The organism is Citrobacter sp. Cb041, assembly GCF_030336655.1.
Taxonomy (GTDB): domain Bacteria; phylum Pseudomonadota; class Gammaproteobacteria; order Enterobacterales; family Enterobacteriaceae; genus Citrobacter; species Citrobacter braakii.
Genome location: NZ_JAOWDD010000040.1, coordinates 385,725 through 411,431, shown reverse-complemented (window position 1 = coordinate 411,431; position 25,707 = coordinate 385,725). Strand labels below are relative to the sequence as shown.

Genomic DNA, 25,707 nt, shown 5'->3' with positions numbered 1-25,707 from the left:
ATCCGACATTAAAATCACTCTGGGTCTCTTTCGCGTTTTTTCTTCAGCTTGGTCCAGATCTTTGGCTCCTGACGACGCCACAGACGCTGAATGTTGTCATGGTGGCGTAACAGAATTAAGCACGACAGCATGGACACCGGGAAAGTGAACTGGGGATTGAACCACCAGACGTAAAAGGGGGCGATCAGCGCGCTGACGATAGCGCCTAATGATGAATAGCCGCTTAATAAGACGGTCAGCAGCCAGGTTCCGGCCATCACGCCGGTTAAATCCCAACCAATCGGCGCAATTGCGCCAAAGGCGGTGGCAACGCCTTTCCCACCTTTAAAGCCGAAGAAGACCGGCCAAATGTGACCCAGACAGGCGGCGATCGCGATCAATCCCAGCCAGAAGGGGCTAATGCCTAGCGCATAGGCACCCCAGACGGGTAACATACCTTTCAGGACGTCGAAAATCAGCACCGCGACGGCGGCTCCTTTGCCACCGATGCGCAATACGTTTGTCGCGCCCGGATTCCCAGATCCGCTGTCACGCGGGTCCGGTAATCCAGCAAGGCGGCATACCAGAATAGCACTGGAAATTGAGCCACAGAGGTACGCGAAGATAATCATTCCAGGCGCGATTGCACTCATAAGCTGTTCCGTTTTGAAAATGTCGTGTAAAACGCTACTTCTGTGGATAATACGCATATTTCGCCGGAAGTGGTATCCGGGTTAGCCAAAAAGCAGGCAGGTCGTGATGGATATTGTATTTATAGAGCAACTTTCTGTAATCACCACTATTGGTGTTTACGACTGGGAACAAACGATCGAACAACAGTTGGTGTTCGATATCGAAATGGCGTGGGACAACCGTAAATCGGCTAAAAGCGATGATGTGGCTGATTGTCTGAGCTATGCTGATATTGCTCAAACGGTTGTTAATCATGTGGAAGGCGGGCGCTTTGCGCTGGTCGAACGCGTGGCGGAAGAGGTGGCGGATCTGCTGCTTAGCCGTTTTAATTCTCCATGGGTGCGGATCAAACTCAGTAAACCTGGCGCGGTAGCCCGTGCGGCGAACGTCGGGGTTATCATTGAGCGTGGCAATAATCTGAAAGAAAATAATTAACTTAATAATATCTAAACCAAACGGGTATAAAAGGGTCTTTATGTCGGCTCGTTTTCGCCGTGGTTTCTCTATCTAGAGGTTCATTAATGAGTGATATGCACTCGCTGCTGGTGGCGGCAATTTTGGGTGTGGTCGAAGGATTGACGGAGTTTTTACCCGTTTCCAGTACCGGCCATATGATTATTGTTGGTCACTTGTTGGGTTTTGAGGGTGATACCGCAAAAACATTTGAGGTGGTTATCCAGTTGGGCTCTATCCTGGCGGTCGTGGTGATGTTCTGGCGACGCCTGTTTGGCCTGATTGGCATTCACTTCGGTAAGGTCCCACATGAAGGCACTGGCAAAGGTCGGCTGACGCTGGGCCATATCCTGTTGGGGATGGTTCCTGCCGTCGTACTGGGACTGATTTTCCACGACATCATCAAATCGTTGTTTAACCCGATCAACGTCATGTATGCGCTGGTGGTAGGGGGCGTGCTGTTGATTGCCGCAGAATGCCTGAAGCCGAAAGAGCCGCGTGCGCCGGGTCTGGATGATATGACTTATCGCCAGGCGTTTATGATTGGCTGTTTCCAGTGTCTGGCGCTGTGGCCGGGTTTTTCTCGTTCCGGGGCGACGATTTCTGGCGGTATGCTGATGGGAGTAAGCCGTTACGCGGCCTCCGAATTCTCCTTCCTGCTGGCCGTGCCGATGATGATGGGCGCAACGGCGCTGGATCTCTACAAAAGCTGGACGTTCCTCAGCGCATCAGATATTCCGATGTTTGCAGTTGGTTTCGTGACGGCGTTTATCGTGGCGTTGGTGGCGATCAAAACCTTCCTGCAGCTGATTAAGCGCATCTCGTTTATTCCGTTTGCGATTTACCGCTTTATTGTGGCGGCTGCCGTTTACGTCGTGTTCTTCTGATTTTACTAGCTTGCCGGATAGCGGCGTTAACGCTTATCCGGCAATGCACTGTCTACGCTTTCGGGCAACGTTGTTCTTTCCAGTCGGCCACCGCCGCGATCCGACGCCGGGTCAGTTCCTCGCGAATAGCCTGACCTTTGAATCCCGCCTCAACGACGTCTTTCGTTGGTACCGCCTGCGCAACCTGCCAGGCTTCACGCAACAGCCTGCCTTGCGGATAATCCGCCGCTTCAAAACCGGTTCGCCCACGCACGTCGGCCTCGCTGGTCAGGGCGATTTGCTCCACGCGCTGCGGTTTGCGCCAGGCATCGATGGAATCAAACAGCTTAACGATGGTTTTCGGCTGCAGGATCGGGAAGGTATGAATGAGGTCGTGGAACTCGGCTACCAGTTTGGCTAAATCACGGATGTCATTCGGCACGCGCAGGCGTTGGCACAGTTGCTCGACCAGCTTCACGCCAGCCGGACCGTGACCGTGGTGGCGTGGCCACAGCGCTTTTGGCGTCAATGCCTTGCCAAGATCGTGGCACAGCGTGGCGAAACGCACGTCGACCTCCGGACTCAACATGGCCGCCATCGACAGCGTCATCAGCGTGTGAATACCGGTATCAATTTCCGGATGCCATTGCGCGGGCGCGGGAACGCCAAACAGGGCATCTACTTCCGGAAACAGGACGTGCAGTGCGCCGCAGTCGCGCAGGACCTGAAAAAATACCTGTGGGTTGCGGGTGGTTAAAGCACCTTCCGTTTCTTTCCACACCCGCTCTGGCGTCAGGTGTTCCAGTTCCCCGGCGGCGTTCATATCGCGCATCAGCGTCATGGTTTCTTCAGCGATACGAAAACCGAGGTGCGCATAGCGGGCAGCAAAGCGCGCCACGCGCAGCACGCGCAATGGATCTTCGCTAAAGGCGGGGGACACATGGCGTAGCAGACGGTTTTCCAAATCGTCGCGTCCGTTATACGGATCGATAATCTCGCCGTCGTCATCGCGGGCCATTGCGTTGATGGTCAGATCGCGACGCTGAAGATCGGCCTCCAGCGTCACATCCGGCGCGGCGTAACAGGTGAATCCGGTATACCCCGAGCCTGATTTGCGTTCGGTACGCGCCAGCGCATACTCTTCCCGGGTTTGCGGATGCAGAAACACGGGAAAATCGCGGCCTACCTGCTGGTAGCCCGCGTCGAGCATCTCTTGCGGCGTGGCGCCGACAACAACCCAATCTTTATCTTTAATCGGTAGCCCTAATAACGCATCCCGAACAGCACCACCGACCAGATAAATCTTCACGCCACTTTCCTTTTGAAATTATGATCCCTTAATCATATGTCAGTGCGGCGGAGAAGGCGATTCAGTTCATCCAGCGATCTTTGCGTTTACGGCTGGGGATCATGTGTGGCAGAACCAGGCCGAGCAACAAACCAAGACCTAGCACGCCGCCGCCGTACATAAACCACTGCATGATGATGGTGCGCTGTTTGTCATCAAGCTGAAGGTTGGCTGCGCTGACCTTCTTTTGCGCCACGATAAGCTCGTTCCTCAGCTTCTGGTTTTCTTGTTTCAGCCCGTCGATTACGCTGTCGCTTTGCGACACTTTTTGCTGCATATCGGCGGTGCGCTGATTCCACGTGGTGTCGATATTATTGAGCTTATCGGTCAAGGTCTTGACCTGGTTTTCCAGATCGGGAACGCGGGTACGCAGGCTCGGCGTACTGTTCAGCTCTTTCAGTGGGATCCAGGCGGTACGTCCGGTGCTGTCTTTCACCTGGGCGTAGTTAGTGTTGGCATCGGTCTGTAATAGCGTGACTTCCTCGCCGGCGTTAACCGTACCCACGAGGCGATAATTATCTCCCGGACCGCTGCGGACCCAGGTGTTCAGTTCGTCAGAAACATAGCGCTTTTCTTCGGCATGAGAGACTGCAGTGGCGCTAAGTGCGAGTAAAGTTAATCCAATCAGGCGTAATTTTGGCATCAGGCTGTCGTTATTGTCATAGAAAGTGGAACGATAGTAGTGGCATCAGTGTCTCTACGCAAAGCATTCGACATCAATCGGAATCATCTGTGTCCTTTTTGCCACCACTCGAAACTTTTACGCCCGTCAAATTGCTCGTTGCATGGCAATTTGGCGCAAAATACTATCTACTGACCATAAAGAACGAGCTTAGTTCGCAGTCAGTTTTCTCAACTGTGACATAACCCATAAGTACAAGACCATGGCCCAGGAAATCGAATTAAAATTTATCGTCAATAGTGACGCTGTAGATGCGCTACGTGAACGTCTGAATACGCTGGGTGGAGAGCATCATGCGCCCAGCCAGTTGCTGAATATCTACTACGAAACGCCGGATGCGTGGCTGCGTGGTCACGATATGGGGCTGCGTATTCGCGGTGAAAACGGTCATTACGAAATGACCATGAAAATTGCCGGACAAGTGACGGGCGGCCTGCATCAGCGGCCGGAGTTTAACGTTGCGCTGAACGCGCCAGAGTTGGATCTCTCCCTGTTCCCAACGGAAGTCTGGCCTGATGGCGAACTGCCCGCTGAACTTGCCTCTCAGGTACAGCCGCTCTTCAGCACCGATTTTTACCGTGAGAAATGGCACCTTGATATCGACGGTAGCCGCATTGAAATGGCCCTCGATCTCGGGGAAGTGAAAGCGGGCGAGTTGGCTGAACCTATCTGTGAGCTTGAACTGGAGCTGTTAAGCGGCGATACCCGTGCGGTATTGAAGCTGGCAAACCAGCTGGTATCGCAAACCGGTTTACGCCAGGGCAGCCTGAGTAAAGCGGCGCGCGGCTATCATCTGGCTCAGGGGAATGCACCGCGTGAACTCAAACCGACGCGCATTTTGAAGGTTCCGGCAAAAGCGAGTATTGAGCAAGGGTTGGAAGCGGCGCTGGAGCTGGCATTATCACAGTGGCAGTACCATGAAGAGCTGTGGGTGCGCGGCGTCAAAGGGGCGAAAGCCGAGGTGCTGGCTGCGATGGCCCTGGTGCGTCACATTCTGATGCTGTTTGGCGGTAATGTGCCGCGAAAAGCGAGTGCTCACTTACGTGATTTGCTGACCCAGTCGGAAGCGATCATTGCGTCTGACGTTTCTGCCGTTTCCGCGGTTTACAGCACGCAAACGGCGATGGCCAAGCTGGCGCTGACCGAATGGCTGGTGACCAAAGGGTGGCAGCCGTTCCTTGATGCGAAGGCGCAGGGTAAAATAGCCGACTCCTTTAAGCGTTTCTCAGATACCCATCTCTCGCGCCATGCTGCTGAACTGAAAACAGCTTTTGCTCAGCCGCTGGGCGATCAGTACGCCGATCAACTTCCGCGCCTGACGCGCAATATTGATAGCATGCTGATGCTGGCGGGATACTACGACGAAAATGTCGCATCGGAATGGATCGCCACCTGGCAGGGTTTACGTCATGCCATTGCGGCTAACCAATACATTGAAATTGAACACTTCCGCAACGAGGCGATTGCTTTGGAACCGTTCTGGCTGCACAGCGGAAAACGATAATCAGGGTGAGGCCGGGATGCCTGATGGCGCTGCGCTTATCAGGCCTACGCGATGGGCGGAAGCGTCATGCAGGCTGGATAAGGCAACATGCCGCTACCCGGTACTATTCAAAGGATAATCCATAAATGAAGCAGCTCTCTTCACCGTTACAGCAGTACTGGCCGACCGTTGTTGAGCGGCTGCCAGCAGCAATATCTGCGTCCTCGCTTAGCATTCAGGCGAAGTCAGTGCTTACATTCAGTGATTTTTTTCGCGACAGCATTATTGCCCATCCCGAATGGTTGGTCGGACTGGAAAGCACGCCACCCGAGGCGGATGAATGGCAACACTATGCTGATTGGTTACAGCAAGTATTGGTCGACGTTAGCGACGAAAACACGCTGATGCGTGAGCTGCGCCTGTTTCGCCGTCGCATCATGGTGCGTATCGCCTGGGCGCAGACGCTGTCGCTGGTGACGGAAGAGAGTATCTTGCAGCAGCTAAGCCATTTGGCTGAAACGTTGATCGTCGCCGCGCGTGACTGGTTATACGCCGCCTGCTGTCGTGAATGGGGTACGCCCTGTAATCCACAAGGTGTTGCGCAACCGCTGCTGATTTTAGGCATGGGGAAACTGGGTGGCGGCGAACTGAATTTTTCCTCTGATATCGATCTGATTTTTGCCTGGCCGGAGCACGGCAGTACGCAGGGTGGACGTCGCGAGCTGGATAACGCGCAGTTCTTTACCCGTATGGGCCAGCGGCTCATCAAAGTGCTGGATCAGCCCACAATGGATGGATTTGTCTATCGGGTGGATATGCGTTTACGCCCGTTTGGCGACAGCGGCCCGCTGGTGCTGAGCTTCTCCGCGCTGGAGGATTATTACCAGGAACAAGGGCGCGACTGGGAACGCTATGCGATGGTCAAGGCCCGCATTATGGGCGATTGCGACGGTACTTACGTCAGTGAGCTTCGCGCTATGCTGCGGCCTTTTGTCTTCCGCCGCTATATTGATTTCAGCGTGATCCAGTCTCTGCGTAACATGAAAGGAATGATTGCCCGCGAAGTGCGCCGCCGTGGTCTGAAAGACAACATTAAGTTGGGCGCGGGCGGTATTCGTGAAATCGAATTTATCGTGCAGGTATTCCAGCTTATTCGCGGTGGGCGCGAGCCGTCATTGCAATCCCGCTCGCTGTTACCCACGCTCAGCGCCATCAATGCGTTGCACCTGCTGTCAGATACCGACGCGGAACAACTGCGCGCAGCCTATCTCTATTTACGTCGTCTGGAGAACCTGCTGCAAAGTATCAATGATGAGCAGACCCAGACGTTGCCAGGCGATGAACTGAACCGCGCGCGGCTGGCGTGGGGGATGAACGTCGATGACTGGCAGCAGCTAACCGATGTGCTGGCCAGTCATATGGACAACGTGCGCCGGGTGTTTAACGAGTTGATTGGCGATGACGAAGCAGAAACCCAGGAAGAGTCGCTCTCAGAACAGTGGCGTGAACTGTGGCAGGACGCATTACAGGAAGATGACACCACGCCGGTGCTGACGCATCTGGCGGATGACGATCGCCGGCGCGTGCTGTCTCTGATTGCCGATTTTCGCAAAGAGCTGGATAAACGCACTATTGGCCCACGCGGACGCCAGGTGCTGGATCACTTAATGCCACATCTGCTGAGCGATGTCTGTTCGCGTGACGACGCCTCAGTCCCACTGTCGCGCATCACACCGCTGCTGGTAGGCATTGTGACCCGTACGACCTATCTGGAGCTGCTGAGCGAATTCCCCGGAGCGCTTAAGCATCTGATTTCGTTATGTGCCGCTTCGCCGATGATCGCCAGCCAGCTGGCGCGGTATCCGCTGTTGCTCGATGAACTGCTGGATCCGAATACCCTGTATCAACCCACCGCGACGGATGCCTACCGTGATGAACTGCGCCAGTATTTGCTGCGCGTGCCGGAAGATGACGAAGAGCAGCAGTTGGAAGCGCTGCGTCAGTTTAAGCAAACGCAGCTGCTGCGCATTGCCGCGGCAGATATCGCTGGTACGCTGCCGGTGATGAAGGTGAGCGACCACTTAACCTGGCTGGCGGAAGCTATTATTGATGCGGTAGTCCAGCAGGCGTGGATGCAGATGGTCGCTCGCTACGGGCAACCCACTCATCTTAACGAGCGCGAGGGGCGCGGTTTTGCCGTCGTCGGGTATGGCAAACTGGGCGGCTGGGAGCTGGGCTACAGTTCGGATCTTGATCTGATCTTCCTGCATGACTGTCCTATGGACGTGATGACGGATGGTGAGCGTGAGATTGACGGGCGACAGTTCTATCTGCGTCTGTCGCAGCGCATTATGCACCTTTTCAGCACCCGCACCTCATCCGGTATTTTGTATGAAGTGGATGCGCGGTTGCGCCCGTCCGGCGCGGCGGGAATGCTGGTGACATCAACCGAGGCTTTCGCTGATTACCAGCGCAACGAAGCCTGGACGTGGGAGCATCAAGCGCTGGTGCGCGCTCGAGTGGTGTACGGCGACCCACGGTTGACCTCTCAGTTTGATGCGATTCGTCGCGATATCATGACCCTCGTCCGCGATGCGAAAACCTTGCAGACCGATGTGCGCGAAATGCGTGAGAAAATGCGTGCCCATTTGGGCAATAAGCATCGCGATCGTTTTGATATCAAAGCGGATGAAGGCGGCATCACCGACATTGAGTTTATTACGCAATACCTGGTGCTGCGCTATGCGCATGAAAAACCGAAGCTGACGCGCTGGTCGGATAACGTGCGCATTCTGGAGTTACTGGCGCAAAACGACATTATGGATGAGCAGGAAGCGCTGGCGCTTACCCGTGCTTATACGACGCTGCGTGATGAACTTCACCATCTTGCATTGCAGGAACTTCCGGGCCATGTGGCGCCGGAGCACTTCGACGCTGAACGTACGCTGGTGCGTGACAGCTGGCAGAAGTGGCTGGTTGCCGAGTGAAGTGTGCTATTATCGCGCGCAAATTTTAAGACCCTCAGAGAATCTCTCAGGAGACAGGAATGAAAGTAACGCTGCCAGAGTTTGAACGTGCAGGAGTCATGGTTGTCGGTGATGTGATGCTAGATCGCTACTGGTACGGTCCTACCAGCCGTATTTCACCTGAAGCGCCGGTTCCGGTGGTGAAGGTTGATACCATTGAAGAACGTCCCGGTGGCGCAGCAAACGTGGCGATGAACATTGCCTCTCTGGGAGCGAATTCGCGTCTGGTCGGCCTGACTGGGATTGACGACGCGGCGCGTGCGCTGAGCAAAACGCTGGCGGATGTGAACGTAAAATGTGACTTCGTTTCTGTGCCAACTCATCCGACGATCACCAAACTGCGCGTGCTTTCCCGCAACCAGCAACTGATTCGCCTGGATTTCGAAGAAGGTTTTGAAGGCGTGGATCCGCAGCCGCTGCATGAGCGTATTAACCAGGCTCTGGGCTCCATTGGCGCTTTGGTGCTCTCCGATTACGCCAAAGGCGCGCTGGCAAGCGTGCAGCAGATGATTGCTCTGGCGCGTAAGGCTGGGGTGCCGGTGCTTATCGATCCGAAAGGGACCGATTTTGAACGCTATCGTGGCGCAACGCTGCTGACGCCGAATTTGTCTGAATTTGAAGCGGTGGCCGGTAAGTGCAAAAGCGAAGATGAACTGGTTGAGCGCGGCATGAAAGTGATTGCAGATTTCGACCTTTCCGCGCTGCTGATCACGCGTTCCGAACAGGGTATGACGCTGCTGCAACCGGGCAAATCGCCACTGCATATGCCGACGCAGGCGCAGGAAGTGTATGACGTGACGGGGGCGGGCGATACGGTGATCGGCGTGCTGGCTGCGACGCTGGCGGCGGGGAACACTCTGGAAGAGGCGTGCTATTTTGCTAATGCCGCAGCGGGTGTTGTCGTCGGTAAACTGGGGACTTCAACCGTTTCCCCGATTGAACTGGAAAACGCCGTGCGCGGTCGGGCCGACACTGGCTTTGGCGTGATGAGCGAGTCTGAGCTGAAACAGGCCGTAGCCAGCGCCCGCAAGCGCGGTGAGAAAGTGGTGATGACCAACGGCGTGTTCGACATCCTGCATGCGGGCCACGTTTCCTATCTGGCGAATGCGCGCAAGCTGGGCGATCGTCTGATCGTGGCGGTAAACAGCGATGCTTCGACCAAACGTCTGAAAGGCGAAACGCGTCCGGTCAACCCGCTGGAACAGCGCATGATCGTGCTGGGCGCGCTGGAAGCCGTCGACTGGGTGGTCTCTTTTGAAGAAGACACACCACAGCGTCTGATTGCCGGGATCCTGCCGGATCTGCTGGTAAAAGGCGGCGACTATAAGCCGGAAGATATTGCCGGCAGCAAAGAAGTGTGGGCGAACGGCGGTGAAGTGCTGGTGCTGAACTTTGAAGATGGCTGCTCAACGACCAATATCATCAAGAAGATCCAAAAAGACAGCGATAAATAACAAATGCTGGAAACGTATCGAACTTTTGGATTCGATACGTTTCTTGCTATTGATGCTGCGGTTTTCTTCAACCCAGAGTAAAGGAATAAGGGGAGAGGGGATTTCTCCCCCCGATTTACTTTTACATGACGTCACAATAAGCGTGCGTCACGCTGACCTTAAATCCGACCCCTCTTAGATTTCGTGGGAAACTGTGAACCAACGCAGTGGGTTTGCGCACAATATGTACAGAATAACTTCGCATCCAGGGAAATACTGAAATTAGAAAAAGCATATGGCCTTAACAGATATTCAATAACTGGAGGGTATGCTCATGAACAGCAATATGTATTCAATGAACAATTTCGATTTCCTGGCCCGTAGTTTTGCCAGGATGCAAGCTGAGGGCCATCCCGTAGATATCCAGGCGATAACTGGGAATATGGATGAAGAACATCGTAGCTGGTTTTGCAAACGCTATGCGCTGTACTGCCAGCAGGCGACGGAGGCCAGGAAGCTAGAACTGGAACACTAACAGAAAAAACGGGCCTTGCGGCCCGTTGTCGTTTTTACTCTTGCGGATCGACTGACGGGATCGCGGGAGCAGGTTTAACTTCTGCCGTTTTTTCACGCGATTCCAGCTCAGTCAGACGTTGCTCAAGTAGCGCCAGCTTTTCACGGGTACGCAGCAAAACCTGAGTCTGTACATCAAACTCTTCACGGCTTACCAGATCCAGACGGGTCAGCTGTGACTGCAGCGTTTGACGAATTTTCTTCTCGACGTCTTCGCCAAACTCGCGGATCCCTTTCGGCATCGACTCGTGAACCTGACGAGCAATCTGCTCAATTTTTTTCGGGTCAATCATTGTGGTTTCCCTGAACTGGTACGTGTTGTTGCCTATTGTAGTGCGAACTGGCACAGGCATAAACCAGAATTGTGTGAAGCTAAGACGAGTAAAGGCGTTGATGAAGGTAATCAATAGCGTTATAGTTAACCCGCTTATTCTCAGGGCGGGGCGAAATTCCCCACCGGCGGTAAATCAACTCAGGTTGAAAGCCCGCGAGCGCTTTGGGTGCAAACTCAAAGGTCAGCAGATCCGGTGTAATTCCGGGGCCGACGGTTAGAGTCCGGATGGGAGAGAGTAACGATCCAGTCGGGCATGGACCCGCTCACGTTATTTTTTTGCCGCTTAGACGGTACTCCTAAGACTGCCCTGATTCTGGTAACCATAATTTTAGTGAGGTTTTTTTACCATGAATCAGACGCTACTTTCCTCTTTTGGTACGCCTTTCGAACGTGTTGAACTTGCGCTGTCTGCGCTGCGTGAAGGACGCGGTGTGATGGTGCTTGACGACGAAGATCGTGAAAACGAAGGCGATATGATTTTCCCGGCAGAAACCATGACCGTTGAACAGATGGCTCTGACCATTCGTCACGGCAGCGGTATTGTATGCCTGTGCATCACTGAAGACCGACGCAAACAGCTCGATCTGCCAATGATGGTGGAAAATAACACCAGCGCTTACGGTACCGGTTTTACCGTGACCATTGAAGCCGCAGAAGGCGTGACCACCGGCGTTTCCGCTGCGGACCGTGTTACTACGGTGCGTGCGGCAATTCAGGATGGCGCTAAACCTTCCGATCTTAACCGTCCGGGGCACGTTTTCCCGCTGCGTGCTCAGGCAGGTGGCGTGTTGACCCGCGGTGGTCACACTGAAGCAACCATCGACCTGATGACGCTGGCAGGGTTTAAACCGGCAGGCGTGCTGTGCGAACTGACTAATGACGATGGCACCATGGCGCGTGCGCCAGAATGTATCGAATTTGCCGGCAAGCATAATATGGCGGTAGTTACTATCGAAGACCTGGTGGCTTACCGTCAGGCGCATGAGCGCAAAGCCAGCTAATCGCAAATTACCACGTTAGTCGCGGTAAGCATAAAAAACCGAAGCCATCTTCCAGGCTTCGGTTTTTTTGTTTCTTGCTCCGATTATTTGGTTCTCACCCGCTTTAATGCCCATGCGCCGCTCATAATGACGAGCAACAGTAAGCACAAACTAAAGGCCAACAAACAGGCCTGCGCCATGTTCATAAAATGCCAAGGCGGGATCAGATACCAGCCTTCTGACTGCTGGTACAGATCGACAAACCACTTTTGTGTACTGCTGAGCGCCACGCCGTCAGGAACAATGGGAGCGTCATAGCCGCAATCTCCTGTGGGTTTAAACCACTCCGGAGCCCAGTTGGCCAGAGGCAAATTAAAAGGGAATGTCGGATCGGTGGAGCATCCCTGTACGCCAAACAGCGAATCTGGGTCCGGGTTATGTACAGCATAATGAATGCCGTTAAGTTTAATGGAGAACTTAATGCCCAGGATGCTGCCGTAAAATGCCGCGATACAACCGATGAGCTTCAGAACAACATTTTTGGGGTTGATTGCCGCAATCAATCCGCCAAAAACCATCACCAGCATGGCAAAGCGAATGTAGACACATTGCTCGCAGGGGGCCATGTAGAGATAGATTTGGAAGAACGAGTGCGCCAGAATAATCAATCCACCCATTGCGCAAGCCATCAACAGCCACAGAAAGCGCTGTTCCTGCCATCTCACCAGGGTATCAACCGGTGTATTGCGTAAGTCTCGCCACGATCCTTTTATGAAAGCCATAGCCGGGTCCCTGTTTATTTTTTCGCGAGCTCTCTGACAAGCTCAGCCATGGAATCAATAGATTTGATATTTTTGGTGTAGATCAGGTATTTACCATTGACGACGTAAGCCGGAACGCCCTGAATTTTGGCGACATCATATGCTGCTTTCCATTTCTCCAGCGTTTGCTGGACGGCAGGATCCTTCAATGCCGCGTCAAAATCAGCCTGGCTTATGCCCGCTGCATCCAACCCTGTTTTGATGAATGAGGCGGGATCTTTACCCTCTGACCAGCGCTCTTTCTTATCGTGGTAGGCGGCGTAATAAGCGAACTTGGCTTTTTTAAACTGTGATTTGGCGTCAAACAATGAAATACCTGCAGCCATGTCCCTGGCAATCATTACGGCAAAGATTTCACTGGCCTGCTTACCGTATTCCCCTTTGGTTTCCAGATGAAACGGAGTGAAAGTAACGACATCGGAGACTTTGTCTGACACGGGCCCTGTCACGGCTTTATCATATTTGTAGCAAAATGGGCAGGCGTAACTGAATACTTTGATTAACGTCTTATCAGCATTGGGAATTGGTTTTTCCAGAACCATATAGTCAGTGCCTTCAGTAAACGCTGATGCTGCAAACGGTGAGGCCAGCGCGGCGGTTAATACCACACTTTTAAATAATGAAGTGATCCATTTAGATGACATAATTAATCCTTAATCTAATGTAATTATTTAAACATTTGGCGTGGATGAACCAGCAATGCACGGTAGTGAGTTTGATTTGGCTTATCGGACAGGACATTAATTTCGACTTTGACTTCTTTTGTTTTGTAGTCAATTTCGTTGATTTTGCCGATGGTTGGCTGTCCAACGTCAAATAAATTAATCGAACCACCAAAGCCAAACATGGTGTCACGATCTTTTTGATATTCGATAACCGAGGTGATAGGGCTATAAAAATCATAACCGCGCTCTTTTCCGTACTCCCAAATTTGCTGGACGGTCCCTTTTTTCTCGTCAATTTTATATTCGACGAAACGGGAGTATTTCATCGTTGGTAACGCTGGTTGTTCGAGTCCGCGGCCATCGCCGTTGTCAAAAATGGTAAGCGTTCCTTTGCTGGAGAGCCATGCGGTGTGTTGAGTGTAGGTAAAATCGAAATCGGTATTCTCGCACTTGCCATTTTCATCACATTTCAGTGCGTTGCCTTTATCATCAACCGGTTTTAACAGCTTGCTTGCCAGCGCCTTATTCCAGCCTTTAGACGGTGCAAGGATCCACTTAACCTGTTTATCGCGACCGATTTTGACAACCCCCTGATGGCGGGAAGAGATAATGATGGCGTCATCTTTGGCATCAAAGGCGATAGAGTTAACGTGCGCCCAGTTACGACCTGCACCCACTCCGAGGGCATCACCGTAGGGGGTATCTGGCTCCAGTTTTGCCTGCTGGCCGGCATGAGCGAGGTCCACGTTGACGCATACCGCGCCCGCATCCAACGCACCCAGCAGTGCATCACGCATCGGATCGAGAATTTTTGTCAGATCCCACACGTCGACAACACGACCGGATTTGTCGACTTCAATAATCTGGTCGCGAATAGTTTGTACGTGAATGCCATCTTCCTTGCGATAGTCGCGTTTACCCACGCGAAGCAGTACGGTGCCGTTCACCGTTTCGACGGACTCATGCGATGCGTCGAGGAATCCGCGCGGCAGCTTATGGTCGGCCAGAATCTGGCCCATCATATCGAACTCATACCAGTGCTGGCCCTGTACGGCGGTGAAGGTGCCGCGCGGTGTCTCCCGTATGCCCATCAGGTAACCGCGCTTATTGATATCCATGTCATGGCCGTCATAGAAAGTGTCCTGATCCAGCCACCAACGATATTCGCCTTCCGTATCAACGACAAAGGTAAAGGGTGCGATATCAAAGGGTAATGCGCCACCGGCCGGACCAGCATCCAGGATACCGGCATTTTTATCTTTTTCACCATGCCAGTGGAATTCTGCGCCCTGCGCGGTAAAGGTGTGGGTATTCACCAGATAGAGACGGTCTTCAAAGCCAGGTGCGACCTTAATAACGTTTGTTTGCTGTAAATCGGAAATAGAACGGTTATCCATGTAGTGATTAACGATGGCAGATGTTTGCACCACGTAATCTTCCTTGATGGCCTTGCCATTTTCTTTATATTCAACAGTGACCTTATTAGCGAACTTTTGATAAAGGCCAAAAATAGGAACCCCATCGTAGGTGGCGAGGGATTCTTTGCCGACGGTATAGGTAATTGGGACTCCTTTTTCACCTTTACCATGAACGGTAACTTTAACATCCGAAATAACGTGACTATCTAATTCAACCAGTGCGGTAAGAGGGGCGTTTCCGTATGGGTCAACGACTATCGCACCCAATTTTCCTGCGGGCTGGGCTGGTTGGAAACCTGCGGAAAATGAATTCCCTGCGGCAAAGCCAAACGTCAGTGCAAGCGTTCCGGCTAGAAGTGTTTTTCGGTACTGTGTAAACATGGATATATCTCCTTATATTATCTTTAAATATAACAGTGCTGAATATATTATGTTTTTACGATGTGAATATAATAAAAATGGTATTGCTGATGCTACTTTTATGGTGAATATATTAATATTGATGAAATGTATTATTTTGCAGGTGCTAATTTTTATTATTTTTTGGATGGTATGAGTGCGTTATTTTAAGGGCAATATTTATTATTGCGCAGTGTGATCTTGTCGACATTGTTTTATTTTTTATAACGGTGTTAACTATTTGCATAGCTGCTGGTTTATATGATCGAAATCATATATTTGTTTCTGGAATATGCCACTATAGGAGTATGTCATAATAAGGTTGTGTAAAATTTTAACGTTAAATGTTTAATGATGTTAAATTTTAAGGGTAAAAGAATGTTTATCGCCTGGTACTGGATTGTATTAATTGCACTCGTTGCAGTTGGTTATTATTGCCATATGAAGCGTTATTGTCGGGCATTTCGGCAAGACCGGGATGCATTACTCGAGGCGCGAAACAAACTCTTTCGTCGTTCTGGCGAAGATAACAGCGCGGTTAAGGAACAGGAATAGTCCTTCACGTTCTGCTATGGATGAGCGGATGCTGTAAATTAGCAGGGTGGCATCCGCCCTCTGAATTAGCCGATCCCCATGGACTGGAGGATGACAAGACTTAACCCCATCACCGACATTCCACAAAGTACCCCATAGCTGGGATTATTATTCGGGTCGATCTCTTTTGCCAACGGCATTAGCTCATCGACGGACAGCGCCACCATAATTCCTGCGACTGCTGCCATTATTGCCGCCATCACCACCGGCGAGATCAGGCTCCCCAGAATTAACCACGCCAGTACGCCACCCAGGATTTCCGCCATGCCCGAGATCCCGGCCCAGAATATCGCCGTACGTTTGGAGCCCGTGGCTGCATAAACTGGACCCGCAACGGCTAATCCTTCAGGAATATTGTGTAATGCGACGGCAAGGGCAATACCAAAGCCCAGCTCGAGGTTGCTGCTGGCGGTAACAAACGTCGCTATCCCTTCAGGGAAGTTGTGCAGGCTAATGCCGAGCGTTAATAAAATCGCAGTACGTTTAATGGAGCCGGGCAGAGGCCGCGTGGTTTTCTGTACCAGATCCTGAGGGTGCGCATGCGGCAATAGGCGGTCCAGGCCAAAGTATCCCAGTAAGCCAACGATAAACATTCCGTAGCCCAATATCGGCGACATACCTTCAGCAGCCAGTGCGGCTGGGAGCATCTCCATCAGTGAGATCAGTAACATAATCCCTGCGGCGAAGCCTAACGAAAAGGCGAGCACGCGGTTGGAGGGTTTTTGCCCTAACACGCCGAGAAATGCGCCGATAAACGTGGCGGCGCCTGCCAGTAAAGTCAGAAGTAAAGGTACTGACATCGACAAATAAAACTCCTTATCAATCTGCTGTCCGGGTTGGATCGTCAAAATAACTGATGATCTTCATCATGGTTATCTGAGTTCTTCATCAGCCGAATAAGCGTATTGTGGTGGTATCAAAATGACTCCCTCAGTAAGGATATCATCATGTCTTCAACTCGTATGCCAGCATTGTTTTTGGGCCACGGTAGCCCGATGAATGTTCTGGAAGATAACGTTTATACCCGCGCCTGGCAGCAACTGGGGGAAACGTTGCCGCGCCCGAAAGCTATTGTGGTGGTCTCGGCGCATTGGTTCACTCGTGGCACGGGCGTGACGGCGATGGAAGCGCCTAAAACAATCCACGATTTTGGCGGTTTTCCACAGGCGCTGTATGACACCCATTACCCGGCTCCTGGATCACCGGAACTGGCGCAGCATCTGGTTGACTTGCTGGCCCCGGCGCCCGTTACCTTAGACAAAGAGGCGTGGGGTTTTGACCACGGTTCATGGGGCGTGCTGATCAAGATGTACCCGCATGCGGATATTCCGATGGTGCAGCTGAGCATTGACAGTACCAAACCTGCAGCCTGGCATTTTGAAATTGGCCGCAAGCTGGCGGCACTGCGTGATGAGGGCATTATGCTGGTAGCCAGCGGTAACGTGGTGCATAACCTGCGCACTGCGCGTTGGCACGGTGAGAACACGCCATATCCGTGGGCGACCTCATTCAACGAATATGTTAAAGCAAACCTGACATGGCAGGGACCGGTTGAACAGCACCCGCTGGTGAACTATCTCGATCATGAAGGGGGATCGTTATCGAACCCGACACCGGATCACTATCTGCCGCTGCTGTATGTATTAGGTGCCTGGGATGGCAAAGAGCCGGTGACTATTCCTGTTGACGGTATTGAGATGGGAAGTTTGAGTATGTTGTCGGTGCAGGTCGGATGATAAATGCGCCCGATGGCGCTGCGCTTATCGAGCCTACAGTTCGTGCTGTAGGCCGGGTAAGACGCAGCCACCACCCGGCACTCTCAGTCATTCGACAAAAATATGCGGATAGAAACGCGAGAGATCCTGCGTGATCAACGCGCGGTCTTCGCGAATGCCGATGCCAGCTGGTTGATCGTTGATTAGCCAGCTGCCGATCAACATATAGCTGTCGCCAAACTTCGGTAGCTGATGGAATTGCTGCACGATCATACCTTCTTCGCCGTACGGCCCTTCCACTGCTTCGATCGTTTTACCGTTTTCGATAATGGAAACGTTCGCGCCTTCACGTGAGAAGATCGGCTTTACGACGAATTTATCCATCTGAGGATAGTCATCTTCGGCGAAATACGCAGGCAGCAGATTCGGATGATCCGGGAACATTTCCCACAACAGCGGTAATAACGCTTTGTTGGAGATGATGCTCTTCCAGGCTGGTTCCAGCCAGCGAACGCCAGCGTCTTCCAGCTTAGTGGAGAACATTTCACGCAGCATGAATTCCCACGGATAGAGCTTGAACAGGTTAGCAATGACCTGATCCTGCATATCCGTGAACTGACCTTTTTCACCAAGACCAATATCTTCGACATAGAGGAATTCAGTGGCGATTTCAGCTTCGGCAGCGCAATCCTGTAGATACTGGATCGTTCCGCGGTCTTCCACCGTATCGCGACAACAGGTCAGATGTAGCAACTGAAAACCATACTGCTCACGCAGCTCGGCGAAACGCTCGATCAGCTTTTCCTGCAGACTGTTGAATTGATCGCTGCCTTCCGGCAGGTTGCCTGCATTGAGTTGGTCTTCCAGCCAGATCCACTGGAAAAACGCAGCTTCGTACAGAGAGGTTGGCGTATCGGCGTTGTTTTCTAACAGCTTAGGCTCGCCCATGCCGTCCCACGCCAGATCGAGACGCGAATAGAGCGACGGTTGCTGTGTCTGCCAGGACTGGCGGACAAAGCCCCAGGTATGCTTCGGAATGCGAAACTTGGTCATCAGCTCATCGCTGGCGATGACCCTTTCCACCACTTTGAGGCACATTTGATGCAGCTCTGCGGTGACCTCTTCCAGCTTTTCTACCTGAGCAAGCGTGAGCTTATAATACGCATCCTCACACCAGTACGGCTCGCCGTACATAGTGTGAAAGTTGAAACCGTATTCGGTGGCTTTATCGCGCCAGTCCGGGCGCTCAACAATACTGACTCTTTCCATGACGATCAGCCGCCCATTGAACGTGTGGTAGTACCGCTTGCGCTACGCTGCATGGTGCTCTGTTTAGCCACAGATTCGCCAAATCCGCCGCGGGTTACGGTAGAGGTGGTAGCCGGTTTCGGCGCCATGGCGGTTTTCGGTACGGTCATGGTGCGACCCGGCGTTGCGGCGCCGTAGTTTTTGCCGCCGGCATCCGTATATTTGCCGTATGCCGGGCTGGCCGGATTTTTCGAGCTGAACAGCGGCTGCTGAGCGCCCATACCGCCACCCATCATGCGGCCCATCATATAGCCTGCCATCAGCGGCATCCAGAAGCTGCCGCTGCTTTGATTCTGCGCCTGAGCCTGGCCTTCACCGGTCGGCGCCATGCCCGCTTGTGCAGGTGCCTGCTGGCACTGGCCTTCGCCGAATTCAGCGATACAGTCTTCGCGAGTGGCGTATTTTGGCGCGGTGCGTTCAGCTTCTTTCAGCGCATTGTTAAACGCGGTGGTACATTCGGCGCTTTTACCCGGATTAGCTGCAGAGCAGTCGTCCGCGTTCTGATAAAGCGAAACCGTTTCGTCACTCTTTTCACAGCCCGCGAGCATAAAAACAGCGGTAACTGCCAGAGCGACAGGAGTCAGGTGGCGCGCGCTCCAGCTTTTGCGGAACGAGGCGTGATGTATAGATTTTGTCCGTTTCATTTATGTCTTCCAGGACCCAGTGGTAACTCTGCTCAGAATAGAGGATGACTGGTCGAAATTGAAGCGGGAAGAGGCGAGAATGCGGAAGAAGGGGTGGATCTTTACGTTGCCTTACGTTCAGACGGGGCCGAAGCCCCGTCATCAGCATCAGTTACGGAACGGGTTGTTACCGTTGCTGCTGGTTGAACGTGCAGCCGTTGGTTGAGCCGCAGGCATATTGCCGTTGCTGTTAAAGTCATTCACCGCGGCATCTTGCTGCGGATTTTGCGGCGCTACGTTATCCGGAGAAGTCGGGATCGGTTTACCCAGCGTATTATTCAGCGCCACCAGATCCTGCTCGTTCAGCGTACCGAGCGCAGATTTGACGTTAAGCTGGTTGATAAGATAGGTATAACGCGCATTCGCCAGTTGCTGCTTGGCGTTGTACAGCGTGGTGGTGGCATCCAACACATCCACGATGGTACGGGTACCTACGGAATAGCCTGCTTCCATCGCATCTAAAGAGCTTTGGGCAGAGACAACCGCTTGTTTGTACGCGTTAATGCTACTGATGGAAGCATTAATGTTGTTGAACGAAGAACGCACGGTTTGCACCACGCTGCGGTGTGCGCTTTCCAGTTGTTCGCTCGCGCCAACAAAGTTGTACTGCGCTTGTTTCACCTGCGAGTTAACCATCCCACCCTGGTACAGCGGCAGCGAGAAGTTCAGACCGATTTTGTTCTGGCCCATGTTGCTGTCGTCGTACTGGGAGGTGTTGGTTTTCGACCCGTTGTAGGAGGTGTCAGAAACGCCGGTAGAGGCGGTCAAACCCAGCGTCGGTAAGTGACCATCCTGCGCCAGACGAATCTGTTCACGCGCCAGATCCTGGCTCAAACGCGCCTGCAATAATGAGAGGTTGCGGTTTTCTGCTTCTTTCAGCAGCGCGTTCACCGCCTGCGGTTTGTTGGTTTTAAAGCCATCAACGTTCAGCGAAGCCAGTTCGGGGTAGTAGTTACCGGTCACCTGGCGCAGCTGTTCTACCGCGTTGTCGAGATTGTTACGCGCGGTCACTTCGTTCGCCAGCACGGTGTCGTATTGTGAACGGGCGTTCTGTACGTCAGTGATGGCGACCAGGCCCACGTTAAAACGCTGTGTGGTCTGATCTAACTGACGATAGACCGCATCTTTCTGTGCCTGAGTGTAAGACAGCACGTCAATCGCGTTCAGTACGTTAAAATAAGCGGTAGCGGTATTCAGGATCAGCGTTTGCTGATCGGTCTGATACGTTACGTCCTGGATGCCTGCTGATTTTTCTTGCAGCGTCAGGGCACGCCATTTAGACATGTCGAACAACGTCTGAGTCAATTGTAATGACGCGCTGGTTGCGTTGGAGTTGACGCCATTTGCATCACGGTAGCCATTGCTGTAGGTGTAATCGGCACCTAAACCTAGTTGCGGCAGTAATGGGCTACGCGCTTCGTTAATTTTTTCGAATGCAGCATCGCGATCGGCGGCGGATTTACGCAATTCCGGGTTGCTCAGGCGTGCTTGCTGATAAACCTGCATCAGGTTTTCTGCCTGGCTCAAAGTAGTGAACCCCGACAGGCTCAGGCCGATAAGGATGGGGAGCAATTTCTTCATTTGCATTCCTTGTTGTGAAGCAGTATTTAGCGCTGATCAAATTGTAAAAATATTTGCTGATTCTAGCAGAATCCGCCACTTCAAAAAGTTGGCGTTACGTGCCATACGGCGTTAATTTGCATCAATTTAACACAAGGGCGTTCAAACATCAGTCAAACGACCTTGAAATTCACATTTTAATCACTATTGGTTTCAGGACAGCACAATGCGTAAACCAGACAACTTGCCAATGACTTTCACTAAAAATGATGTAGAAATTATTGCACGAGAAACGCTATACCGCGGTTTTTTTTCACTGGATCTTTATCGGTTCCGCCATCGCCTGTTTAACGGCGGTATGAGTGGTGAGGTAAAGCGCGAAATTTTTGAGCGCGGACACGCGGCAGTCTTGCTACCCTTTGACCCTGAGCGGGACGAAGTTGTTCTGGTCGAGCAGATCCGTATCGCAGCGTTTGATACCAGCGAAAGCCCGTGGCTCCTGGAAATGGTGGCCGGAATGATTGAAGAGGGCGAAACCGTTGAGGATGTGGCTCGTCGTGAAGCGATGGAGGAGGCTGGGCTGGAAGTTAAACGTACCAAGCCCGTTCTGAGCTATCTGGCAAGCCCTGGCGGCACCAGTGAGCGCCTGTCTATTTTAGTTGGCGAAGTGGACGCCACGACCGCGAGCGGGATCCACGGTCTGGCTGATGAAAACGAAGATATTCGTGTTCATGTGGTGAGCCGGGAGCAGGCTTATCAATGGGTTGAAGAGGGGAAAATCGACAACGCGGCTTCTGTCATCGCCTTGCAATGGTTACAGCTGCACTATCAAGAGTTAAAAACTGAGTGGAAAAAATGAAGCGTTACACACCTGACTTCCCTGAAATGATGCGCCTGTGCGAAACCAACTATTCGCAATTGCGCCGTCTGCTGCCGCGTAATGACGCAGCCGATGAAACAGTGAGCTATCAGGTCGCAAACGCACAATATCGGTTAACGATCGTTGAATCGACCCGATACACTACGCTTGTCGCGATCGAACAAACGGCACCCGCGGTCACTTACTGGAGCCTGCCGTCATTGACAGTCCGCCTGTATCATGACGCGAGGGTGGCTGAAGTGTGTTCGAGTCAGCAGATCTTTCGCTTCAAAGCGCGGTATGATTATCCAAATAAAAAGTTGCATCAACGCGACGAAAAGCATCAAATTAATCAGTTTCTGGCCGACTGGTTACGGTACTGTTTAGCACATGGAGCGATGGCGATTCCGGTTTATTAGCGTCGTGAAACCTAAGGACACCATTTGGAAAGCCTGTTAACCCTTCCTTTGGCTGGTGAGGCCAGAGTCAGGATCTTACAAATTACAGACACTCACCTGTTTGCCGAAAAGCATGAAACGCTGCTGGGTGTAAACACCTGGGATAGCTATCAATCCGTACTGGATGCAATACATGCAGAGTCGCCTGAATACGATCTGATCGTCGCGACTGGTGATTTGGCGCAGGATCAATCCGCTGCGGCCTATCAGCATTTTGCTGAGGGCATCGCAAGCTTTCGTGCGCCCTGCGTTTGGCTACCGGGCAATCACGATTTTCAGCCGGCAATGTACAGCGCGCTACAGGACGCGGGGATCTCACCCGCTAAACGCGTTTTTATTGGTGAACAGTGGCAAATCCTGTTGCTGGACAGCCAGGTATTCGGCGTTCCCCACGGTGAATTAAGCGAATTTCAGCTCGAATGGCTGGAACGTAAACTTGCCGATGCGCCTGAGCGCAATACTTTGCTGCTTCTGCATCATCATCCTCTGCCAGCAGGTTGTAGCTGGCTCGATCAGCATAGCCTGCGTAATGCCGCAGAGCTGGATAACGTGCTGGTGAATTATCCTCGTGCCAAGTATTTGTTGTGTGGGCATATTCATCAGGAACTGGATTTGGACTGGAACGGACGCCGCCTGCTGGCGACGCCGTCGACCTGTGTGCAGTTTAAGCCACACTGTTCCAACTTCACGTTAGATACCATCAGCCCCGGCTGGCGGACGTTGGAGCTTTTTGCTGACGGGACGTTGCAGACTCAGGTACGCCGTCTGCAGGGTAATCGGTTCCACCCTGATACCGCTTCAGAAGGCTACTGATGTCTACGCTTCTTTATCTTCACGGATTTAATAGTTCTCCTCGTTCGGCGAAGGCATGTTTGCTGAAAAACTGGCTGGCGGAGCATCATCCGCACGTTGAGATGATCGTACCCCAACTGCCACCGTATCCGGCCCAGGCCGCAGAGATGCTGGAATCGATCATTCTTGAACATGGCGGAGAGTCGCTGGGAATTGTCGGTTCCTCACTAGGAGGCTATTACGCCACCTGGCTGTCGCAATGTTTTATGCTGCCCGCGGTGGTGGTGAACCCTGCTGTCCGACCTTATGAACTGCTGGTCGACTATCTCGGTCAAAACGAGAACCCCTACACGGGGCAGCAATATGTGCTAGAGTCACGCCATATTTACGATCTTAAAGTCATGCAGATTGACCCGCTGGAAGCGCCGGATTTGATCTGGCTGCTTCAACAAACGGGCGATGAAGTGTTGGACTACCGCCAGGCGGTGGCGTATTACGCCTCCTGCCGCCAGACAGTTATTGAGGGCGGAAACCACGCATTCACGGGCTTCGAAGATTATTTCAACCCGATTGTCGATTTCCTTGGACTGCACAGTTTCTGACGATCAATTCGAATTGCTTATTTAAACCATGACGCAAACTTATAACGCTGATGCCATTGAGGTACTCACTGGGCTTGAGCCGGTACGCCGTCGCCCGGGGATGTACACCGATACAACCCGTCCGAACCATCTTGGACAGGAAGTGATTGATAACAGTGTGGATGAAGCACTGGCGGGCCACGCAAAACGCGTGGACGTGATTTTACATGCCGACCAGTCTCTGGAAGTTATTGATGATGGCCGCGGCATGCCGGTAGACATTCACCCTGAAGAGGGCGTTCCGGCGGTAGAGCTGATCCTCTGTCGTCTGCACGCAGGCGGTAAGTTCTCCAACAAAAACTATCAGTTCTCTGGTGGTTTACATGGGGTGGGGATCTCCGTGGTCAACGCCCTGTCGAAGCGTGTGGAAGTGAACGTGCGCCGCGACGGGCAGGTGTACAACATCGCGTTTGAGAACGGCGATAAGGTGCAAGATTTACAGGTTGTCGGTACCTGCGGTAAACGCAATACCGGAACCAGCGTGCACTTCTGGCCGGATGAAAGCTTCTTTGACAGCCCGCGTTTTTCCGTTTCGCGCTTAACCCACGTACTGAAAGCCAAAGCGGTGCTGTGCCCAGGCGTTGAGATCACCTTTAAGGATGAGGTCAATAACAGTGAACAGCGCTGGTGCTACCAGGATGGTCTGAATGACTATCTGAGCGAAGCGGTGAATGGCCTGCCGACGCTGCCGGAAAAACCGTTTATCGGTAATTTCAGCGGTGAAACAGAAACCGTGGACTGGGCGCTGCTCTGGCTTCCGGAAGGCGGCGAGCTGCTGACTGAAAGCTATGTGAACCTGATCCCCACCATGCAGGGCGGTACGCACGTTAACGGCCTGCGCCAGGGTTTGCTGGATGCAATGCGCGAGTTCTGTGAATACCGCAATATTCTGCCGCGCGGTGTGAAGCTGTCGGCGGAAGATATCTGGGATCGCTGTGCTTACGTGCTGTCAGTAAAAATGCAGGATCCGCAGTTTGCCGGACAAACCAAAGAGCGCCTCTCTTCGCGGCAGTGCGCGGCATTCGTCTCTGGCGTGGTGAAAGATGCTTTCAGCCTGTGGCTGAACCAGAACGTGCAATCAGCCGAACTGCTGGCTGAGATGGCGATTTCCAGCGCCCAGCGTCGTCTGCGTGCGGCGAAAAAAGTGGTGCGTAAAAAGTTGACCAGCGGTCCGGCGTTGCCGGGGAAACTGGCGGACTGTACCGCACAGGATCTTAATCGCACCGAACTGTTCCTCGTCGAAGGTGACTCGGCGGGCGGATCGGCTAAACAGGCGCGCGATCGTGAATATCAGGCGATCATGCCGCTGAAAGGTAAGATCCTCAACACCTGGGAAGTCTCTTCCGATGAAGTGTTGGCCTCGCAGGAAGTTCACGATATTTCGGTGGCGATCGGCATCGATCCGGACAGTGATGATCTGAGCCAGCTGCGCTACGGTAAGATCTGTATTCTGGCGGATGCGGACTCCGATGGTTTGCACATCGCCACGCTGCTGTGCGCGCTGTTTGTGAAACACTTCCGTACGCTGGTGAAACACGGTCACGTCTATGTGGCGCTGCCGCCGTTATACCGTATCGACCTCGGTAAAGAGGTGTATTACGCGCTGACGGAAGAAGAGAAAGCGGGCGTGCTGGAGCAGTTAAAGCGCAAGAAAGGCAAGCCGAACGTGCAGCGCTTTAAAGGTCTGGGTGAAATGAACCCGATGCAGCTGCGTGAAACCACGCTGGATCCGAATACCCGCCGCCTGGTGCAGCTCATCATCGATGACGAAGACGATCAGCGTACCAACGCAATGATGGATATGCTGCTGGCCAAGAAGCGTTCTGAAGATCGCCGTAACTGGTTGCAGGAGAAAGGCGACCTGGCGGATCTCGAAGGGTAATTGACCGTGAATGCCTGGTGGCGCTGGGCTTACCAGTCCTGAGGATTGCAGTATAAGCCGGA

25 protein-coding genes and 1 riboswitch are annotated in these 25,707 nt (G+C 52.7%); of the genes, 14 read left to right on the top strand and 11 right to left on the bottom strand.

The genetic code is table 11. The features are described from left to right. Window positions 1-14: 14 nt before the first annotated feature. Entirely contained in the window at window positions 15-632 is a 618-nt protein-coding gene (gene plsY, locus OGV52_RS17395) for a glycerol-3-phosphate 1-O-acyltransferase PlsY (RefSeq protein ID WP_016154536.1), read from the bottom strand. Window positions 633-738: 106 nt separating this feature from the next. On the opposite strand from plsY, the gene folB reads away from it, so the two are divergent. Both folB and bacA read left to right on the top strand, forming a co-directional pair. After that, window positions 739-1,107, top strand: coding sequence for a bifunctional dihydroneopterin aldolase/7,8-dihydroneopterin epimerase (gene folB, locus OGV52_RS17390; protein ID WP_003828442.1), 369 nt, complete (start codon window positions 739-741; stop codon window positions 1,105-1,107). A gap of 86 nt (window positions 1,108-1,193) precedes the next feature. Then, window positions 1,194-2,012 (top strand): undecaprenyl-diphosphate phosphatase, encoded by an 819-nt coding sequence (gene bacA, locus OGV52_RS17385; RefSeq protein ID WP_016154535.1) that lies wholly within the window; start codon window positions 1,194-1,196, stop codon window positions 2,010-2,012. A 52-nt stretch (window positions 2,013-2,064) separates the two neighbouring features. On the opposite strand, the gene OGV52_RS17380 is transcribed toward bacA, so the two are convergent. Both OGV52_RS17380 and OGV52_RS17375 read right to left on the bottom strand, forming a co-directional pair. Next, window positions 2,065-3,300: a multifunctional CCA addition/repair protein gene (locus OGV52_RS17380; protein ID WP_047358654.1), complete on the bottom strand. Its 1,236-nt coding sequence runs from the start codon at window positions 3,298-3,300 to the stop codon at window positions 2,065-2,067. A 61-nt stretch (window positions 3,301-3,361) separates the two neighbouring features. After that, window positions 3,362-3,982, bottom strand: coding sequence for a TIGR04211 family SH3 domain-containing protein (locus OGV52_RS17375; RefSeq protein ID WP_016154533.1), 621 nt, complete (start codon window positions 3,980-3,982; stop codon window positions 3,362-3,364). 241 nt (window positions 3,983-4,223) lie between these two features. On the opposite strand from OGV52_RS17375, the gene OGV52_RS17370 reads away from it, so the two are divergent. The 4 genes from OGV52_RS17370 (at window position 4,224) to glgS (ending at window position 10,498) form a co-directional block, all read left to right on the top strand. Next, window positions 4,224-5,525 carry a CYTH domain-containing protein gene (locus OGV52_RS17370; RefSeq protein WP_287108851.1) on the top strand — a complete coding sequence of 434 codons (1,302 nt, stop codon included), beginning with the start codon at window positions 4,224-4,226 and terminating at the stop codon, window positions 5,523-5,525. 125 nt (window positions 5,526-5,650) lie between these two features. After that, on the top strand, window positions 5,651-8,491 hold the full coding sequence (glnE, locus tag OGV52_RS17365; RefSeq protein WP_287108850.1) for a bifunctional [glutamate--ammonia ligase]-adenylyl-L-tyrosine phosphorylase/[glutamate--ammonia-ligase] adenylyltransferase: 2,841 nt from the start codon (window positions 5,651-5,653) through the stop codon (window positions 8,489-8,491). A 59-nt stretch (window positions 8,492-8,550) separates the two neighbouring features. Continuing rightward, window positions 8,551-9,984, top strand: coding sequence for a bifunctional D-glycero-beta-D-manno-heptose-7-phosphate kinase/D-glycero-beta-D-manno-heptose 1-phosphate adenylyltransferase HldE (gene hldE, locus OGV52_RS17360; protein ID WP_016154530.1), 1,434 nt, complete (start codon window positions 8,551-8,553; stop codon window positions 9,982-9,984). Window positions 9,985-10,291: 307 nt separating this feature from the next. Continuing rightward, window positions 10,292-10,498, top strand: coding sequence for a cell surface composition regulator GlgS (gene glgS / locus OGV52_RS17355; protein WP_019077704.1), 207 nt, complete (start codon window positions 10,292-10,294; stop codon window positions 10,496-10,498). A 34-nt stretch (window positions 10,499-10,532) separates the two neighbouring features. On the opposite strand, the gene ubiK is transcribed toward glgS, so the two are convergent. Then, on the bottom strand, window positions 10,533-10,829 hold the full coding sequence (gene ubiK, locus OGV52_RS17350) for a ubiquinone biosynthesis accessory factor UbiK (protein WP_003024618.1): 297 nt from the start codon (window positions 10,827-10,829) through the stop codon (window positions 10,533-10,535). A gap of 132 nt (window positions 10,830-10,961) precedes the next feature. Next, window positions 10,962-11,111: riboswitch (FMN riboswitch) on the top strand. 106 nt (window positions 11,112-11,217) lie between these two features. Here ubiK and ribB point away from each other — a divergent pair. Beyond that, window positions 11,218-11,871: a 3,4-dihydroxy-2-butanone-4-phosphate synthase gene (ribB, locus tag OGV52_RS17345; protein ID WP_016154529.1), complete on the top strand. Its 654-nt coding sequence runs from the start codon at window positions 11,218-11,220 to the stop codon at window positions 11,869-11,871. Window positions 11,872-11,954: 83 nt separating this feature from the next. On the opposite strand, the gene dsbI is transcribed toward ribB, so the two are convergent. Genes dsbI through assT form a run of 3 tightly spaced genes read right to left on the bottom strand, consistent with a single transcriptional unit; the run spans window position 11,955 to window position 15,135 of the window. Continuing rightward, complete coding sequence (gene dsbI, locus OGV52_RS17340) at window positions 11,955-12,632, bottom strand: protein-disulfide oxidoreductase DsbI (protein WP_103928607.1); 678 nt, start codon at window positions 12,630-12,632, stop codon at window positions 11,955-11,957. A gap of 14 nt (window positions 12,633-12,646) precedes the next feature. Further along, the gene (locus OGV52_RS17335) at window positions 12,647-13,315 is read right to left on the bottom strand and encodes a thiol:disulfide interchange protein DsbA/DsbL (RefSeq protein ID WP_287108848.1); all 669 of its coding nucleotides are present in this window, start codon (window positions 13,313-13,315) and stop codon (window positions 12,647-12,649) included. A 23-nt stretch (window positions 13,316-13,338) separates the two neighbouring features. Then, window positions 13,339-15,135, bottom strand: a complete 1,797-nt coding sequence (assT, locus tag OGV52_RS17330; protein WP_287108847.1) for an arylsulfate sulfotransferase AssT — start codon at window positions 15,133-15,135, stop codon at window positions 13,339-13,341. 396 nt (window positions 15,136-15,531) lie between these two features. On the opposite strand from assT, the gene OGV52_RS17325 reads away from it, so the two are divergent. Next, the gene (locus tag OGV52_RS17325; protein WP_016154525.1) at window positions 15,532-15,708 is read left to right on the top strand and encodes a hypothetical protein; all 177 of its coding nucleotides are present in this window, start codon (window positions 15,532-15,534) and stop codon (window positions 15,706-15,708) included. 65 nt (window positions 15,709-15,773) lie between these two features. Here the strand turns inward: OGV52_RS17325 and zupT are convergent, their stop codons facing one another. Continuing rightward, window positions 15,774-16,547, bottom strand: coding sequence for a zinc transporter ZupT (zupT, locus tag OGV52_RS17320; protein ID WP_047499224.1), 774 nt, complete (start codon window positions 16,545-16,547; stop codon window positions 15,774-15,776). A 147-nt stretch (window positions 16,548-16,694) separates the two neighbouring features. Here zupT and ygiD point away from each other — a divergent pair, with 147 nt between their 5' ends. Next, on the top strand, window positions 16,695-17,483 hold the full coding sequence (gene ygiD / locus OGV52_RS17315) for a 4,5-DOPA-extradiol-dioxygenase (protein WP_131380106.1): 789 nt from the start codon (window positions 16,695-16,697) through the stop codon (window positions 17,481-17,483). 87 nt (window positions 17,484-17,570) lie between these two features. On the opposite strand, the gene OGV52_RS17310 is transcribed toward ygiD, so the two are convergent. The 3 genes from OGV52_RS17310 to tolC all read right to left on the bottom strand — a co-directional run bounded on the left by OGV52_RS17310 (window position 17,571) and on the right by tolC (window position 21,040). After that, window positions 17,571-18,731 carry a glutathionylspermidine synthase family protein gene (locus OGV52_RS17310; RefSeq protein WP_287108846.1) on the bottom strand — a complete coding sequence of 387 codons (1,161 nt, stop codon included), beginning with the start codon at window positions 18,729-18,731 and terminating at the stop codon, window positions 17,571-17,573. 5 nt (window positions 18,732-18,736) lie between these two features. Next, entirely contained in the window at window positions 18,737-19,414 is a 678-nt protein-coding gene (locus OGV52_RS17305) for a DUF1190 family protein (RefSeq protein ID WP_016154521.1), read from the bottom strand. A 147-nt stretch (window positions 19,415-19,561) separates the two neighbouring features. After that, window positions 19,562-21,040, bottom strand: a complete 1,479-nt coding sequence (tolC, locus tag OGV52_RS17300; RefSeq protein ID WP_100250039.1) for an outer membrane channel protein TolC — start codon at window positions 21,038-21,040, stop codon at window positions 19,562-19,564. 199 nt (window positions 21,041-21,239) lie between these two features. Between tolC and nudF the strand changes: the two genes are divergently transcribed. The 5 genes from nudF to parE are packed head-to-tail and all read left to right on the top strand — an operon-like array spanning window position 21,240 to window position 25,645. After that, window positions 21,240-21,872, top strand: coding sequence for an ADP-ribose diphosphatase (gene nudF, locus OGV52_RS17295; RefSeq protein WP_016154519.1), 633 nt, complete (start codon window positions 21,240-21,242; stop codon window positions 21,870-21,872). Beyond that, a complete protein-coding gene (locus tag OGV52_RS17290; RefSeq protein WP_016154518.1) occupies window positions 21,869-22,291 on the top strand; it encodes a DUF1249 family protein in 423 nt (140 codons plus the stop codon). The genes nudF and OGV52_RS17290 overlap by 4 nt, the downstream gene beginning before the upstream one ends. Window positions 22,292-22,315: 24 nt before the next feature. Next, window positions 22,316-23,143: a 3',5'-cyclic-AMP phosphodiesterase gene (gene cpdA / locus OGV52_RS17285; RefSeq protein ID WP_016154517.1), complete on the top strand. Its 828-nt coding sequence runs from the start codon at window positions 22,316-22,318 to the stop codon at window positions 23,141-23,143. Beyond that, the gene (gene yqiA, locus OGV52_RS17280) at window positions 23,143-23,724 is read left to right on the top strand and encodes an esterase YqiA (RefSeq protein ID WP_003024575.1); all 582 of its coding nucleotides are present in this window, start codon (window positions 23,143-23,145) and stop codon (window positions 23,722-23,724) included. The genes cpdA and yqiA overlap by 1 nt, the downstream gene beginning before the upstream one ends. A 28-nt stretch (window positions 23,725-23,752) precedes the next feature. After that, a complete protein-coding gene (gene parE, locus OGV52_RS17275) occupies window positions 23,753-25,645 on the top strand; it encodes a DNA topoisomerase IV subunit B (RefSeq protein WP_003024571.1) in 1,893 nt (630 codons plus the stop codon). The last annotated feature ends 62 nt before the right edge of the window (window positions 25,646-25,707 follow it).